General features: G+C 60.9%; 12 protein-coding genes. 5 read left to right on the top strand and 7 right to left on the bottom strand.

The window, feature by feature from the left end:
• Positions 1–74: 74 nt before the first annotated feature.
• Complete coding sequence (purU, locus tag QK296_RS14525; protein WP_003193893.1) at positions 75–923, top strand: formyltetrahydrofolate deformylase; 849 nt, start codon at positions 75–77, stop codon at positions 921–923.
• A gap of 123 nt (positions 924–1,046) precedes the next feature.
• On the opposite strand, the gene QK296_RS14520 is transcribed toward purU, so the two are convergent.
• The 4 genes from QK296_RS14520 to QK296_RS14505 all read right to left on the bottom strand — a co-directional run bounded on the left by QK296_RS14520 (position 1,047) and on the right by QK296_RS14505 (position 6,126).
• Positions 1,047–2,156: a lysylphosphatidylglycerol synthase transmembrane domain-containing protein gene (locus QK296_RS14520; protein WP_094774811.1), complete on the bottom strand. Its 1,110-nt coding sequence runs from the start codon at positions 2,154–2,156 to the stop codon at positions 1,047–1,049.
• Entirely contained in the window at positions 2,144–2,896 is a 753-nt protein-coding gene (locus tag QK296_RS14515; protein WP_094774812.1) for a polysaccharide deacetylase family protein, read from the bottom strand. Before QK296_RS14515 ends, QK296_RS14520 begins: the two co-directional genes overlap by 13 nt.
• Positions 2,889–4,010 carry a glycosyltransferase family 1 protein gene (locus QK296_RS14510; protein ID WP_003193890.1) on the bottom strand — a complete coding sequence of 374 codons (1,122 nt, stop codon included), beginning with the start codon at positions 4,008–4,010 and terminating at the stop codon, positions 2,889–2,891. Before QK296_RS14510 ends, QK296_RS14515 begins: the two co-directional genes overlap by 8 nt.
• A 226-nt stretch (positions 4,011–4,236) precedes the next feature.
• Entirely contained in the window at positions 4,237–6,126 is a 1,890-nt protein-coding gene (locus tag QK296_RS14505) for a methyl-accepting chemotaxis protein (RefSeq protein WP_057710479.1), read from the bottom strand.
• Between the two features lie 205 nt (positions 6,127–6,331).
• On the opposite strand from QK296_RS14505, the gene QK296_RS14500 reads away from it, so the two are divergent.
• Positions 6,332–7,810: a helicase HerA-like domain-containing protein gene (locus QK296_RS14500; protein ID WP_003193888.1), complete on the top strand. Its 1,479-nt coding sequence runs from the start codon at positions 6,332–6,334 to the stop codon at positions 7,808–7,810.
• Positions 7,811–7,814: 4 nt separating this feature from the next.
• On the opposite strand, the gene QK296_RS14495 is transcribed toward QK296_RS14500, so the two are convergent.
• The gene (locus QK296_RS14495; RefSeq protein WP_003193887.1) at positions 7,815–8,270 is read right to left on the bottom strand and encodes a DciA family protein; all 456 of its coding nucleotides are present in this window, start codon (positions 8,268–8,270) and stop codon (positions 7,815–7,817) included.
• A 306-nt stretch (positions 8,271–8,576) separates the two neighbouring features.
• Here QK296_RS14495 and secA point away from each other — a divergent pair, with 306 nt between their 5' ends.
• The 3 genes from secA (at position 8,577) to QK296_RS14480 (ending at position 13,742) form a co-directional block, all read left to right on the top strand.
• On the top strand, positions 8,577–11,312 hold the full coding sequence (gene secA / locus QK296_RS14490) for a preprotein translocase subunit SecA (protein WP_003193886.1): 2,736 nt from the start codon (positions 8,577–8,579) through the stop codon (positions 11,310–11,312).
• 124 nt (positions 11,313–11,436) lie between these two features.
• Positions 11,437–12,654 (top strand): bifunctional glutamate N-acetyltransferase/amino-acid acetyltransferase ArgJ, encoded by a 1,218-nt coding sequence (gene argJ, locus QK296_RS14485; protein WP_003193885.1) that lies wholly within the window; start codon positions 11,437–11,439, stop codon positions 12,652–12,654.
• Between the two features lie 143 nt (positions 12,655–12,797).
• Positions 12,798–13,742, top strand: a complete 945-nt coding sequence (locus tag QK296_RS14480) for a Nudix family hydrolase (RefSeq protein ID WP_034134379.1) — start codon at positions 12,798–12,800, stop codon at positions 13,740–13,742.
• 140 nt (positions 13,743–13,882) lie between these two features.
• On the opposite strand, the gene QK296_RS14475 is transcribed toward QK296_RS14480, so the two are convergent.
• Together QK296_RS14475 and QK296_RS14470 are read right to left on the bottom strand one after the other, a co-directional pair.
• Positions 13,883–14,461 (bottom strand): cob(I)yrinic acid a,c-diamide adenosyltransferase, encoded by a 579-nt coding sequence (locus QK296_RS14475; protein ID WP_003193883.1) that lies wholly within the window; start codon positions 14,459–14,461, stop codon positions 13,883–13,885.
• 2 nt (positions 14,462–14,463) lie between these two features.
• On the bottom strand, positions 14,464–16,500 hold the full coding sequence (locus tag QK296_RS14470; protein ID WP_003193882.1) for an ATP-binding protein: 2,037 nt from the start codon (positions 16,498–16,500) through the stop codon (positions 14,464–14,466).
• Positions 16,501–16,505: the final 5 nt, after the last annotated feature.

The following is a 16,505-nucleotide window of genomic DNA, read 5'->3' as shown; positions in this document are numbered from 1 at the left end:
GCAAGGGAATACTGCAGTTTTTTTGCGTAATCGCTAGAATAGCCGCCTTTGTGAAGTTCTGGAGTTTTCCCCTAATGCGCACTTTTCGGCTGGTGATTGCTTGCCCGGACCGGGTTGGCATCGTTGCCAAGGTCAGTAACTTTCTGGCTTCCCATAATGGCTGGATCACCGAGGCGAGCCATCACTCGGACGATCTCAGTGGTTGGTTTTTCATGCGTCACGAAATCCGTGCCGATACGCTGCCCTTTGGCCTGGAAGCCTTCCGCGAGGCGTTTGCGCCGATTGCCGAAGAGTTTTCGATGACCTGGCACATCACTGATACAGAGCAGAAGAAACGCGTGGTGCTGATGGCCAGCCGCGAATCCCACTGCCTGGCAGACCTGCTGCACCGCTGGCACAGCGACGAACTCGATTGCGAGATTGCTTGCGTGATCTCCAACCACGACGACCTGCGCAGCATGGTCGAATGGCATGGCATCCCTTATTACCATGTGCCGGTCAACCCACAGGACAAGGAGCCGGCATTTGCCGAGGTGTCGCGCCTGGTCAAGCAGCACGACGCGGATGTGGTGGTGCTGGCGCGCTACATGCAGATCCTGCCGCCGCAGCTGTGCCGCGAATACGCGGGCAAAGTGATCAACATCCACCACAGCTTCTTGCCGTCGTTTGTCGGTGCCAAGCCGTATCACCAGGCTTCCCTGCGTGGCGTGAAGTTGATTGGTGCAACCTGCCACTACGTGACTGAAGAGCTGGACGCCGGCCCGATCATCGAGCAGGACGTGGTGCGCGTCAGCCACAGCGACAGTATTGAAGACATGGTGCGCTTCGGCCGTGACGTCGAGAAAATGGTGTTGGCCCGTGGCTTGCGCTACCACCTGGAGGATCGCGTGTTGGTGCACGGCAACAAGACCGTGGTTTTCTGATTCAGCGGTTTTGATTGAAAGACGCAGGGGCCTGGAGGTAAAACTCTCCTGGCCCTTTTTTATTTCTGTTTCAGGAGATTCCCATGAGCGACCCGCTCGATAAAGCCACCTCACGGGCGCCTGCTACCTTGGGCGAGGGCTGTTTGAGTCGTTACGACCCCGACGCGCTGGATGCCGAGGATGGAACTGATTTTCCAGGCGCGGCGCGTTTATGGGAGCAGACACAGGCGCAGGACCAGCCGCCTGCCGCCCCTGAAAAAGACGCTTGAGCAGCGGTTTGCCGACCATCAATAGAAACACTGGCGCACCGGCCAGCAAATAGAAGTAATAGGTCACCGCTCGCCAGATCAGAATCGCCGCCGCCGCCGTGGATGTGCCCACCATGGGCGCCAGCAGTGCCGCTGACGTCAACTCCGCTGCGCCGGCCCCGCCTGGCGCGAGGCTGAACTGCCCGGCAGTCAGCGACAGCATCTGGATCAGAAAACTCCAGGCCCACTGCACCTCACCGTCCAACCCGCGCAGCGCCAGGTACAGCACGCTGTAACGCAGCAACCAATGCAGGCTGGTCAGCGCAAAGACCCCAAGCAAGGTGCTCCGGGGAAGTTTCAGCGTGGCGCTGAACGCCGCAAGAAAACGCAGCAACCGGCGTGCCCAGTGTCGGCGGGCGGTAGCGCCGACCTTCATGGCCTTGAGTGCCAAACCCGCCAGGCGAATCAGCCGTCGGTGAAAATGCACCACGGCCCAGCCACTGATCACCCCACCCACCATCGACACGGCGCTGAGCCCCAGCAACCACTCCATACGCGGGCTGATGCTATGAAACAGCGCATACAGCAGGATGCCCACCAGTGCGCAGAGAAAAAACACCAAGTCGCTCAGTTGGTCCATGGCGAACACCGCACTGCCGTGGGCGGGGCGCACGCCGTTACGTGCCAGCAGTGCCATCAGGGTCAACGGCCCGCCGCTGCCACCGGGTGTGGCGCACATGGCGAACTCGGTGGATATCACCACGCCTAGGCTTTTGAGCGGCCCTAACCGAGCGCGATGCTCGCCAAGCAACAGGCGGATGCGCAGGCTGTTGATCAGCCAACAGCCGATGATCATGGTGAACATCCCCAGCAACTGGGGCAGCGGAAACTGGCGCAGGCGTGTAATGCTATCGCCGCCGCCCAGCCACAGTGGGATCACCAGCGCCACCAAGAGCGCCAACATTAACCAGATCAGTCGGCCCATGGCTGCGTCGCCAGCCAGGCGGCCTTGGTTTGGGGGACACGCCCCGCGTTGAGCAGGCATTGCAGGGTGTGCAGCCAATAATCGCGGGAAAACCTGTGGCGCATGTCCACCGGGTGCAATCCCAGTCGGATCAGCGGGGCCTTCTGCCACCGCTGTTCCCGGCGGTCGCTGAGGACTTTGGATAATCCCCGGCGCCAGGCACTGCGCGCACTCCACACCAGGCCGGGGGCGTTGATAGGCGTGAAGTCCGGCAGGCGATAAAGATGTTGTGGGTCGCTGGTGTAGCTCAGCGGCAACTGGCGCAATGCCTGCCGGGTGCCGTCGCTCATCAACCAGGCGGGTGCAACAAAGCCATGCAGCGGCCAACCATTACGCTGGAATACCTCAATGCCGGCGGTCAGCCGCCGCAACGCCTCGGCTTCGGACAGCTGGTAAAACTCGCCTTCGTGGGTATAGATGCGTCGCATAAACCATTCTTTTGGCGTACGCGGCCGAGGTTGGTCGTCGCAATGGTAGTAACCATGCAAGGTGAGTTCATCGCCCTTGGCGACACGGCTATCGAGCAGGCGCCGAAAATCGCGGTGGGCGGCCAAGTCGTCATGGTGATGGAAGTCCGGCACCACCAGCCAAGTGATGGGCACGTTGCCCAGTGCGTCGACGGCCTCGACAAAGGGCCGGTAGTCGGCCCAGGTGTGCGGTGCCACGTCGTGCAGTACCAGCATCAGCGCGCGCTCAGCCATGGGCGAGCATCGGTTCATGGCTGCCCAGCACGGCGTAGTAATGCCCCAACAGGCTGTCGACTACCGTGTCCCACGCATAGTGCTGCTCGACATGGCGCCGAGCCTGGGCCCCCAGGCGTCGGCTGTCGGTACTGAACAGCTCGCGCACCGCATCGGCCATGGCCTTTGGGTTGTTCGGCGCGCACAGCAGGCCACAACGCTCATCGACAATTTCGGTAAAGGCCCCGGCCGCCACGGCGACCACCGGAATACCGCAGGCCATGGCTTCCAGAATCACCAGGCCGAAGGTCTCCTGGTCGCCGCCATGCAGTAAGGCGTCGGCGCTGGCCATCAGCCGCGCAACATGCTGGGCGGGCCGGAATCCATCTATCACGGTGACATTGTCCGGCACGCTGGCCGGCATGCCGGAGCCCACCAGCAGCAAGTGGTAGCCATCCCCCAGGCGCTTCATGCAGTTGAGCAGCACCGGCAGGTTTTTCTCCTTGGAGCCGCGCCCGGCGAAGATCAGTAGCCGAGTGTCTTCGCCAATCCCCAGTTCGGCGCGCAGGCCGGGGTCACGTACCTCAGGGGTGAAGGTTTGCAGGTCTACGCCCAGGGGTTGCACGAAGACATTTCTGACGCCAAGCCCGGTGAGCTTGTCGGCCATGACCTGGCTGGGGGCGAGCACTCGGTCAAAATTCCCATAGAGTTTGCGCACATAGGCTTCAACATTGGGGGTAAACCAAGGCCCCATGCGGTTGCTCACCAGCAGTGGCAGGTCGGAGTGGTAGAAGCCGATGACCGGCACATCCAACTGGCGCCGGGCATCCAGGGCTGCCCAGGCGGTCAGGTAAGGGTCGCCCACTTCGATCAGATCGGGCTGTAAATCGTGCAGGACATTTCGCCATGGCGCCAAGCGAACGGGGAAACGGTAGCCTTTGCCGAAGGGCAGGGCGGGCGCCGGTACTTTGAAGATGCCGTCCTGCTCGCTCAAATGTGCGCCGGGGATCAACAGGCTGTGGCGAATGCCCGGCTTGAGCGCCAGACGCCGGTGCTTGGCGTCAAGGTAAGTGCGTACGCCACCGCTGGCCGGGGCGTAGAACATGGTTATGTCAGCGATATGCACGATGAACATCCCTCCGATCCATTGCTCTCCCTAGATGGACCTGAGGTAAGGATAGATGTTCGATTGGGATTGGTGTGTTTGCCGGTCGGTTAAACGCAGGTCCCCTGTGGGAGCGGGCTTGCTCGCGAAAGCGGTGAGTCAGTCAGTACATCTTCAACTGATAGACTGCTTTCGCGAGCAAGCCCGCTCCCACATTGGATCGCCTTGCGTTCGTTTTAATGGTCGGTGTTGTTAATCAGATCCGGAAACTGCCCACCAATTGCTTCAAACGCGAGGCCTGTTGTTCCAGGTCCGAGCAGGCGCGCAGGGTCGATTGCAGGTTTTCCACCCCTTCCTGGTTGAGGGTGTTGATCTCGGTGATGTCCATATTGATCGACTCCACCACCGAGGTCTGTTCTTCAGTGGCAGTGGCGACCGATTGGTTCATGCCGTCGATCTCGCCAATGCGCTGGGTCACGCTGTTCAGGCGCTCGCCGGCCAGGTTGGCGATTTCCACGCTGTCCAGGCTGTGGCGTTGGCTTTCGCTCATGGTGCTCACCGAATCCCGAGCGCCCACCTGTAGCTCTTCGATCATCGTCTGCACCTGTTGCGCCGACTCCTGAGTGCGATGAGCCAGGTTGCGCACTTCATCGGCTACCACCGCAAAGCCACGCCCGGCTTCGCCGGCGCGCGCCGCTTCGATCGCCGCGTTGAGCGCGAGCAGGTTGGTTTGCTGGGAAATGCTGGTGATCACCTCAAGGATCTGGCCGATATTCACCGTTTTGCTGTTAAGTGCTTCGATATTGGTACTGGAGGTGCTGATCATGCTGGATAACAGCGTCATCGCCTTGATATTGCGTTCAACCACCTGCTGGCCGTCCTCGGCGAGGTGCCGTGCATCGCTGGCCTGGTTAGAAGCCTGTGCAGCATTGCGTGCGATCTCCTGGGCTGCCGCCCCCAGTTGGTTGATGGCCGCAGCAACGCTGTTCGTACGGTTGGCCTGTTCGTCTGAATTGACCATCGACGAATTCGAGGCGCTGACCACCCGCAGGGCCACCTCATTGACGTGCTCGGTGGCGGAAGACACTTCGCGGATCGAGGTATGAATGCGCTCCACGAAGCGGTTGAACGCATTGCCCAGGGTGCCGAACTCATCATTGTTCTGGATGGTCAGGCGGCGGGTCAGGTCGCCTTCACCGTCGGCAATGTCCTGCATGGCGCGGGTCATCAGGTGCAGAGGTTGCAGCAAGACGCGGATGAGCATGCCGAGCAGGGCGATAATGATCACCACCGCGATGATCGTGGCGATCACCGCCGAGGTGCGAAACTCACTGAGCATGGCGAAAGACTTGTCTTTATCCACCGAAACGCCCAGGTACCAGTTCACCGAGGGCAGGCCCTTGATCGGTGTGAACGTCACGATATTGGTCTTGCCGTTGGCTTGCACTTCGCTGAAGTCAGCGCTGATCTTTGGTGTGTCTTTTGGATAAACGTCCGCCAGGGTCTTCATCACCAGGGCTTTATCCGGGTGCACCAGCACTTTACCGTCAGCGCTGACCAGGAACGCATAACCCATGCCGCCAAAATCCAACGCGCCGATGTTATCCACCAGGGTCTGCAGGCTCAGGTCGCCACCGACTACGCCGATGCTTTGGCCGCCCTTGGCGCTGGGCGTGGCGACAGAAATGATCAGTTGCCCGGTCGCCGCGTCGATATAGGGTTCGGTCAGGGTCGAGCCGTTACTGGCCTGGGCGCCTTTGTACCAGGGGCGAACACGTGGGTCGAAGCCGTCGGGCATCTTGGTATCAGGGCGGATGGTGAATGTGCCCTGGCTGTCACCGACGTAGGTGGCCATGAATGACGAGGTCAGCGCTTTCTGCTCCAGCAGGCTGGCGACGACAGTTTTTTCAGGGTTGATGGCGATGTTCTGTGCGGCGTTTTCCACCAGGGCGATACGTCCGGTGAGCCAGGTCTGGATGTTGCTGGCGGTGACGTCGCCCATCTCATGCAGGTAGTTATTGAGGTCGTCGCGAATCGCGTTGCGCTGCAGGTAGTCGTTGTAAAGGGTAAACAACGCAAAGGCGGCGATGACGATAAGGGAGGCTGCAAGCAGGATCTTGTGGCTGAAGCGCAGATTTTTGTTCATGGCTTGAAGGGTCCGCTAAGGTCTTAATATCCGAGGCGCATCCTATGCGGGAGGCGCAAAATGGCAGCGTCAAAAAAGGTGTGGTATTTCTGGTGATAGCTCCGTTGGTCCGTATCGGAATTATCTGACCGTTTTTTAGTCTTTGTCGGGCTTACATCCGTCTATATCGACCTCGCGGCACTAAAGATTAACCATAGGTGACGAAATGCCTGACTCCACACAACTGCTTATCGGTGCAGGCCTTGACGGCCAGCCCATCGCCCAGTCCATGCGCCTGGCCAACCGTCATGGGTTGATCGCCGGCGCCACGGGCACCGGCAAGACCGTCACCTTGCAGCGCCTGGCGGAAGCCTTCAGTGATGCGGGCGTGGCGGTGTTCGCTGCCGACATCAAGGGCGACCTCTGCGGCCTGGGCGCCGCCGCCAACCCCCAGGGCAAAGTGGCCGAGCGTATTGCCGGTATGCCCTTCCTTAATTACACCGCCCAGGCGTACCCGGTCACCCTGTGGGATATCCACGGCCAATCCGGTCACCCACTGCGCACCACCATCAGTGAAATGGGCCCGCTCTTGCTCGGCAGCCTGTTGGAACTCACCGACAGCCAACAATCGGCGCTCTATGCGGCATTCAAAGTGGCCGACCGCGAAGGCCTGTTGCTGCTGGACCTCAAGGACCTCAAGGCACTGCTCAATCACCTGCGCTATCACCCGGAACTGCTGGGCGAAGACGCCGCCTTGATGACCACCGGTTCCAGCCAGGCCTTGTTGCGGCGCCTGGCAGTGCTGGAGCAGCAGGGCGCCGAAGCCTTGTTTGGCGAGCCGGCCCTGCAATTGGAAGATATTTTGCAGCCCGCCAGCGATGGGCGTGGGCGCATCCACCTGCTGGACGCCAGCCGCTTGGTGCATGAAGCGCCGAAGGTCTACGCGACCTTCCTGCTGTGGCTGCTGGCAGAGTTGTTCGAACAATTGCCGGAACGCGGCGATGCCGACAAACCGTTGCTGGCGTTGTTTTTCGACGAGGCGCACTTGTTGTTCGCCGATACGCCAAAAGCCTTGCAGGAGCGCCTGGAGCAGGTGGTGCGCCTGATCCGTTCCAAAGGCGTCGGCGTGTATTTTGTCACCCAATCGCCGGGCGACTTGCCGGACACGGTACTGGCGCAACTGGGCTTGCGCATCCAGCACGGTTTGCGTGCGTTCACCGCCAAAGAGCAGAAATCCCTACGGGCGGTGGCGGACGGTTTCCGGCCCAACCCGACATTCGATACCTTGTCGGTGCTCACAGAGTTGGGCACCGGTGAGGCATTGGTGGGAACCTTGCAGGAAAAGGGCACGCCAGAAGTCGTCCAGCGCGTACTGGTTGCTCCTCCGCAATCGCGGATCGGGCCGCTCAGCGAAGCCGAACGCAAAGCGTTGATCGCCAGTTCGCCGCTGTTGGGGCGCTATGACAAGCCGGTGGATCGTGAGTCTGCCTATGAAGTGCTGATGGCCCGCAAGGAACTTGGGCCTGCCGAGCAGGCCGCGCCGGCCGCCGAAGAGCCGAGCTTCACCGACAAGGCCGGTGCCTTCCTGGGGACCACGGCGGGCAAGGCGTTGAAATCAGCCATGCAGCAGGCCGCCAATCAGATGGGGCGTCAGTTGGTGCGGGGTCTGCTCGGTTCGTTATTGGGCGGCAGCAAACGCAAGTAGCGCTTCAGGCTTTGGGCCGGGCATGGGCGGCCAGCCGTTCCAGGGCGGCGCGCAAGCCAGGGTCGTTGATCCCTTCGGCGGTGGCCTGAAGGGTTTCGGCGGCTGTTTCCGACAGGTCCAGGGTATGCCCCACTGCGCCTTGCGGCACGGTGGGTGGCTGCACCTTGAACTGAATGCGCGTCAAACCGGCGAACTCTTCAAACACCATCAACTGGCGCTGCAAGCGTTTTTGCTGATAACGCAAGCGGGTGGCCCAATGACCATCGGTGACAATTAACAGCAGATTGCCTTCCCGCCAGGACGCCACATGACAGTGCTCACGTGCGGCCGGTTGCAGCTGGCTTTCAAGCAGGCGTTGCAAATGGCCCAGGCGCTTGGCATGGCCAAAGATGGCTTTCAACGGCTTGGCTTCGCGAAGCAACACGCCGGGAGCGCGGGCTGTGAGAGGGCGAAATGCCATGTTTAGACACCTTAGGTAACAGAGCGGCTATCTTAGCAGAAAGCGCCTGCACACCCCGAGGCTCTGCGTCGGCTGGGCTTTGCCCATGAAATCAATAAGTAACTTCTGCACTCCATGGGTTGAAGTTCGCGCAAAAGCCCTTATTTTAAACAAGCCCTCTCACAGCGCCGTGCCTGCCTCGGGGAACAACGCCACTTTCCTCACCCACGATTCCGGGTAGAATGCGCGTTCGCAATGCGGCCGTGAGGGCTGCTCGGGCCACTCACGGTGCGCCCTCCATCCCTATGTGTGGAAGAACCTGCCGATATGTTTGCGCCTTTGTTAAAGAAACTTTTTGGAAGCAAGAATGAGCGCGAAGTCAAACGCATGCTCAAGACGGTGCAGCTGGTCAATGCCTTCGAAGAGCAGATGGTTGCTCTGTCGGACGAGCAATTGCGCGCCAAGACCCAAGAGTTCAAGGCCCGCATAGCCAAAGGTGAAACCCTCGACAAGCTGCTGCCCGAAGCCTTCGCGGTCGCCCGTGAAGCCGGTAAGCGCGTCATGGGCATGCGCCACTTCGACGTCCAGTTGATCGGCGGCATGACCTTGCATGAAGGCATGATTGCCGAAATGCGCACCGGTGAAGGCAAGACCCTGGTGGCAACCCTGGGCGTCTACCTCAACGCACTGTCCGGCAAGGGCGTGCACGTTGTTACGGTGAACGACTACCTGGCTCGCCGGGACGCCAACTGGATGCGCCCGCTGTATGAATTCCTCGGCCTGACCGTCGGCGTGGTAACGCCGTTCCAGCCGCCGGAAGAGAAGCGCGCCGCGTACGCCTGCGATATCACCTACGGCACCAACAACGAATTCGGTTTCGACTACCTGCGCGACAACATGGCGTTCAGCATGGATGAAAAATTCCAGCGTGAACTCAACTTTGCCGTGATCGACGAAGTCGACTCCATCCTCATCGACGAAGCCCGTACCCCGCTGATCATCTCCGGCCAGGCCGAAGACAGCTCGCGCCTGTACACCGAGATCAACAAGTTGATCCCGCGCCTGGAGCAGCACATCGAGGAAGTGGAAGGCGTGGTGACCAAAGAAGGTCACTTCACCATCGACGAGAAGACCCGCCAGGTCGAACTCAACGAAGCCGGTCACCAGTTTGTCGAAGAGATGCTCACCCAGATCGGCGAGCTGGCCGAAGGTGAAAGCCTGTACTCGGCGCACAACCTGGGCCTGTTGACCCACGTGTATGCCGGCCTGCGCGCCCACAAGCTGTTCCATCGCAACGTCGAATACATCGTGCAGGAAGGCCAGGTGGTTCTGGTCGACGAGCACACCGGTCGTACCATGCCCGGTCGTCGCCTGTCCGAAGGCCTGCACCAGGCCATCGAAGCCAAGGAACACCTCAACATCCAGGCCGAAAGCCAGACGTTGGCGTCCACCACCTTCCAGAACTACTTCCGTCTGTACAACAAGCTGTCCGGCATGACCGGTACGGCCGACACCGAAGCGTTCGAATTCCACCAGATCTACAACCTGGCCGTGATGGTCATTCCGCCGAACAAGCCGTTGGCGCGTAAAGACTACAACGACCTGGTGTTCCTGACCGCCGAAGAGAAGTACGCGGCGATCATCAATGACATCAAGGACGGCATGGCCAAGGGCCGTCCGATCCTGGTGGGTACCGCCACCATCGAGACTTCCGAGCACGTGTCCAACCTGCTCAACAAGGAAGGCATCGAGCACAAGGTACTGAACGCCAAGTTCCACGAAAAAGAAGCCGAGATCATCGCCCAGGCCGGTCGCCCAGGCGCACTGACCATCGCCACCAACATGGCCGGTCGTGGTACCGACATCCTGTTGGGCGGCAACTGGGAAGTGGAAGTGGCCTCGCTCGACAACCCGACACCCGAGCAGATCGCCCAGATCAAGGCCGACTGGCAGAAGCGCCACCAGGCCGTACTGGAATCCGGTGGCTTGCAGGTGATCGCGTCCGAGCGTCACGAATCGCGTCGTATCGACAACCAGCTGCGTGGCCGTGCCGGTCGCCAGGGTGACGCCGGTTCCAGCCGCTTCTACCTGTCGCTGGAAGACAGCCTGATGCGTATCTTCGCGTCGGACCGGGTGAAGAACTTCATGAAAGCCCTGGGCATGCAGTCCGGTGAAGCGATCGAGCACCGCATGGTGACCAACGCCATCGAGAAGGCCCAGCGCAAAGTAGAAGGCCGTAACTTCGACATTCGTAAGCAACTGCTCGAGTTCGACGACGTCAACAACGAACAGCGTAAAGTGATCTATCACATGCGTAACACGTTGCTGGCCGCCGACAACATTGGCGAGACTATCGCTGATTTCCGTCAGGACGTGCTCAACGCCACTGTCAGCGCGCATATCCCGCCACAATCGCTGCCTGAGCAGTGGGATGTTGCCGGCCTGGAAGCGGCATTGAAGAGCGACTTCGGTGTGGACTTGCCGGTTCAGCAATGGCTGGACGAAGACGACCACCTGTACGAAGAAACCCTGCGCGAAAAACTGATGGCCGAGCTGCTGGCGGCGTACAACGAGAAAGAAGAGCAGGCGAGTGCCGAAGCACTGCGCACCTTCGAGAAACAGATCGTATTGCGCGTGCTGGATGACCTGTGGAAAGACCACCTGTCGACCATGGACCACCTGCGCCACGGTATCCACCTGCGTGGCTACGCCCAGAAGAACCCGAAGCAGGAGTACAAGCGCGAGTCGTTCACGCTGTTCTCCGAATTGCTGGATTCGATCAAGCGCGACTCGATCCGCGTGCTGTCCCACGTTCAGGTGCGTCGCGAAGACCCGATCGAGGAAGAAGCACGCCTGCGTCAGGAAGCCGAGGCCCTGGCGGCGCGCATGCAGTTCCAGCACGACGAAGCGCCGGGCCTGGATGAGCCTGAAGCCTTGGGTGAAGAGGTCGATGTGGCCCTGGCCCAGACCCCGGTTCGCAATGACCAGAAGCTGGGTCGCAACGAACTGTGCTACTGCGGTTCGGGCAAGAAATTCAAACACTGCCACGGCCAGATCGAATAAGATTTTCGCCTGACGCTGCAACACCCCGCGCCGCGACCGGCCTTTGCCGTCGCGGCGTTTTGCCATTAATTCCCACCGTCGATAGCGACGGCACAGACATCACCTATTTTTAAGGAGCGCATTCATGGCTGTTGGTCTTGGTCCTTTGCCCACGTTGCACCCGGTTGCCGGTTTTGAACTCGGTATCGCTTCGGCCGGCATCAAGCGCCCGGGGCGCAAGGATGTAGTGGTGATGCGTTGTGCTGAAGGCTCGACCGTGGCGGGTGTGTTCACCCTCAACGCCTTCTGCGCCGCACCGGTGATTCTGGCCAAGCAGCGCGTGGCCGGTTCGATCCGTTACCTGCTGACCAACACCGGCAATGCCAACGCCGGCACCGGCGAGCCAGGCCTCGTCGCGGCGGCGCGCACCTGCGCCAAGCTGGCCCAGTTGACCGGCGTCGATGCCAGCCAGGTGCTGCCGTACTCCACCGGTGTGATCGGTGAGCCGCTGCCGGTGGAAAAAATCGAAGGCGCCCTGCAAGCCGCGCTTGATGACTTGTCTGTGGATAACTGGGCGGCTGCGGCCACCGGCATCATGACCACCGACACCTTGCCCAAGGGCGCGAGCCGACAGTTTGTGCATGACGGCGTGACCATCACCGTCACTGGTATCAGCAAAGGCGCAGGCATGATCCGCCCGAACATGGCCACCATGCTCGGCTATATCGCCACCGACGCCAAAGTCTCCCGCGATGTGCTGCAACGCCTGATGCTGGACGGCGCCAACAAGTCGTTCAACCGCATCACCATCGACGGTGATACGTCCACCAACGACTGCTGCATGCTGATCGCCACCGGCCAGGCCAACCTGCCGGAAATCACTTCTACCGAAGGCCCATTGTTTGCGGCGTTGAAGCAGGCGGTGTTCGAAGTGTGCATGGACGTGGCCCAGGCCATCGTGCGTGACGGCGAGGGCGCGACCAAGTTTGTCACGGTTGAAGTCAACGGCGGCGGCAGCCATCAGGAATGCCTGGATGTGGGCTACACCGTGGCGCACTCGCCGCTGATCAAGACTGCGTTGTTTGCATCGGACCCGAACTGGGGCCGCATCCTGGCTGCCGTTGGCCGTGCCGGCGTGCCGGACCTGGACGTGAGCAAGATTGACGTATTCCTGGGCGATGTGTGCATCGCCAGCCGTGGCGCCCGTGCCGAAACCTACACCGAAGCCCAGGGTTCGGCGGTAATGCAGCAGGAAGAAATCACCATCCGCATCGAACTGGGCCGCGGCGAGTGCAGCGAAACCATCTGGACCACCGACCTGTCCCACGAGTACGTGAAGATCAACGCGGAATACCGTACCTGAAAATGACCCTCCCCCTGTAGGAGCGAGCTTGCTCGCGAAAAACTCAAGGCCACCGCGTTTATCCAGGATGCACGCGTTATCGTTGACGTTCTTCGCGAGCAAGCTCGCTCCTACAAAGGGCTATAACGAGAGGAAGCAGTGGCGTGAAACGAGTGCATGTAGCAGCAGCGGTGATCCGCGGTGTCGATGGCAGGATCCTGCTGGCGCGCCGTGCCGATACTCAGCATCAAGGCGGCCTCTGGGAGTTTCCCGGCGGCAAGGTGGAGGCCGATGAGTCGGTTGCCACGGCCTTGTCCCGTGAATTGCAGGAAGAGCTGGGCATCCAGGTCACCACGACGCGGCCGCTGATCAAGGTGCAACATGACTATCCGGACAAACAGGTATTGCTGGATGTCTGGGAAGTCTCGGCTTTTACCGGCGAGCCCCATGGCGCTGAAGGGCAGCCGTTGGCGTGGGTGGCACCGCGGGACCTGGTCAACTATGAATTCCCGGCGGCGAATGCGCCGATTGTCGCTGCGGCACGCTTGCCTGCCGAGTACCTGATCACCCCTGGCGAGCTGGAAACCCCGACGCTGTTGCGCGGTATCCAGAAGGCTATTGCCGGTGGCATCAAGCTGGTTCAATTGCGTGCCCCTAACGGTTACGACCCCAAATACCGTGACCTAGCGGTGGATGCGGTGGGCCTGTGTGCTGGCAAGGCGCAACTGATGCTCAAGGGGCCGTTTGAGTGGCTGGGTGATTTTCCCGCTGCCGGCTGGCATATGACCTCGGCGCAGTTGCGCAAATACGCCAGTAAGGGTCGACCGCTGCCCAAAGACCGTTGGCTGGCGGCTTCGTGCCACAACGCTGAAGAGCTGGCGCTGGCAGAAATGATGGACGTGGATTTTGTCACCCTGTCGCCGGTGCAACCGACCCAGACTCATCCGGATGCCCAGCCGTTGGGTTGGGAGCAGGCGCAGCAGTTGATCGCCGGGTTCAGCAAGCCGGTGTTTCTGTTGGGCGGGGTTGGGCCGGCGCAGCGGGAGCAGGCGTGGGAGGCTGGTGCGCAAGGTGTGGCAGGTATTCGGGCGTTCTGGCCGCAGGTGTGATGAGCGTTCCCACGCTCTGCTGATCGTGCTGATCGTTCCCACGCTCTGCGTGGGAATGCCTCCTGCGACGCTCTGCGTCACGCTTTGGGACGCGGAGCGTCCGTTGATGCATTCCCACGCAAAGCGTGGGAACGATCTGCTCAGTGGGGCTTGGCCGCCGCCTGCCACAACACTTCCGCAACACCTTGGCGCTTGGCAATCACCCTGGCCGCCACAAACAGCAAATCCGACAACCGATTGATATACGCCAGCCCCACACCCTCCAACGGCTCCACGGCATTGAGGTGCTGACAGCGGCGCTCGGCGCTGCGCGCCAGGCTGCGGCACACATGGGCCTGGGCGATCAAGGCTGAGCCGCCGGGCAGAATGAAGTTCTCCAGCGGTCCAACCTCTTCATTCCAACGATCAATCGCTGCTTCCAGTCGATCCACTTCCTCCGCATTCAGCGCCTTGTACACCGGCATGGCCAGCTCACCGCCCAAGTCAAACAGACGGTGCTGGCAAGGGGTGAGCACTTCAATCACATCCTTCAACGCCGGATGCTTGCCGCTTTGTTCTTCAAGGTTGGCCAGCAGCAGGCCCAACTGGCTGTTCAGCGTATCCACCTCGCCAATCGCTTCCACGCGTGGATGGTCCTTGGGCACGCGGCGGCCGTCGCCGAGGCCGGTTTCGCCTTTGTCGCCGGTACGGGTGTAGATCTTCGACAGGCGAAAGCCCATGGTCAGTGCTCCAGTTGGGTAAATTCAGTGGGGGGCAATTGGCTGCCGGCCAGAGGCAGGCGCAAGGTAAAGCAGGTGCCCTGGCCCAGGGTGGAATGCACTTCCATCTGGCCCTTGTGGTTGTTGGTGATGATGAAATACGACACCGACAGGCCTAGCCCGGTGCCCTGGCCGATTTCCTTGGTAGTAAAGAAGGGTTCGAACGTACGTTTGCGCACGTTTTCGCTCATGCCGATGCCGTTGTCTTCCACCTGGATTTCGGCCCACGGCGGGTTGAGGCGGGTGCGCAGAATAATGCGCCCAGGTTCGCTGTCGTCTTCCCGCAGGTGAATGGCCTGGGCAGCGTTCTTCAACAGGTTGAGCAGCACTTGCTCCAGCTCGTTGGCGGTGCCGGGTACCGGGCCCAGTTGCGGATCGAACTGGCGGATGATCGCCTGGCCCTTGAAATCGAAACCGATGGTCAGGTCGAAGTCGTTGCCGGCGATTTCCACGGCCTGGTCAATCAGCGCCGGCAAATCGCAGGGTGCCATCTGGCGATTGCTGCGGCGGCTGAAGCTAAGCATGTGGGTGACGATTTTCGCGGCACGTGCGCCGGCCTGCTGAATGCCGTCGAGCAGTTGCGGGACTTCGCGGCCTTGCAGGTAACGGTTGACCGTCTCCAGCTCGATGCCCACCTGCTCGGCAAGCTCCAGGTTCTTGGGCAGCTCGGGCGACAGGCGCCGGCGAATGTTCTGCACGTTATGCAGGATCGCGCCCAGCGGGTTGTTGATCTCATGGGCCATACCCGCCGCCAGGCCGCCCACGGAGAGCATTTTTTCCGATTGCACCATCATTTCTTCCAGGGACAGGCGCTGGGTGATGTCGTCGATTCGGATCACCACACCGCGCCCGGCGCCGCCCATCAACGGGTAGAACGTCAGCGCATAATGCTTGGGTTCGTCGTCCTTGATCCAGGTGACCCGCTCGATCCGCTCCACCGTGTGTTGCTCCACGGTGGCCTTGATCTGCGGCAGGTACGGCTTGAGCGGCTGGAAGGCCAGGAATACCGGTTGGTTCAGGGCTTCGTCCAGGCGCGTACCGGATAGGGCGGTGGCTTCCTGGTTCCACTGGGTGACGTAAAGTTGTTCATCCAGGGCGATCAGCGCCGAGGGCATCGAGTCGATGATGCTGTTCAGGTAGTTCTGGAAGCCCGTGAGCTTTTTCTCGATCTTGCTGCGCACCTGGACTTCCAGTTCCAGCTTGCGGTTGGTATGCCGGGTTTCTTCGGCCAAACCCTGGGCCTGGTCATACGCAGCCTGGGAATCGTCGCGCGCACGTTTAAGTTGCTGCTCACGGGCTTCGATGCGCGACAACATGGTGTTGAAGGCTTCAGCTAGGCTGCCGATTTCGTCACGGTTGCCACGCCCGGCGCGTAACGCGTAGTTTTCCTCGCGGGTCACCTGGCGGGACAGTTCTTCAAGCTCATGAATCGGTCGGGTGATCAGGCGTTTGATCTGCCGGGCGATGACCAGCCACAACAACACGCTGAAAATCAGGATACCCAGGCTCGCGGTCAGTGTGCCGGTATAGAACGCCACCGGCAACTCACTGCTGGCCACCAGCAACAAATGCCCCGAAGGCTGGTTGCCGCGGGGTAGGGTGATGACCTGGTTGCTGCGAAACTCGGTGAGGCGCCAGGCTTCGATATGCCGGTAGTGGTCCGGCAGGTGCAGGCGGTCGCCGTGCTGCATCTGCGCCAGGCGGTTGCCTTCGCCGTCGTACAGGGCGGCGGCGCGCAACGGTGAATAGCTGGTCAGCTCATTGAGCAGCGCCTCGGCCTTGGTCGGAGACTCAAGGGCCTCGGCGGCGAGCGCGGGGTTGGACACCAGTCGACCAATGGACTGCAAGGCCTGGGGGGCCATGCTTTCCTGGGAGATCCAGTAGGCGGCGCTGATAAACGTCAGGTTGGCCACCAGCAATACGGTGGTCAACAACACCAGCAGGGCTGCCAGCAGTTTCTGCCCTACCGGTAGATTTTCAAGACGCTGGCGCAGTGGCATCAGGG

It is taken from the genome of Pseudomonas sp. AL10 (assembly GCF_029960685.1).
GTDB classification, from domain to species: Bacteria; Pseudomonadota; Gammaproteobacteria; order Pseudomonadales; family Pseudomonadaceae; genus Aquipseudomonas; species Aquipseudomonas lactis.
This window is presented reverse-complemented; position numbering and strand designations above follow the sequence as displayed.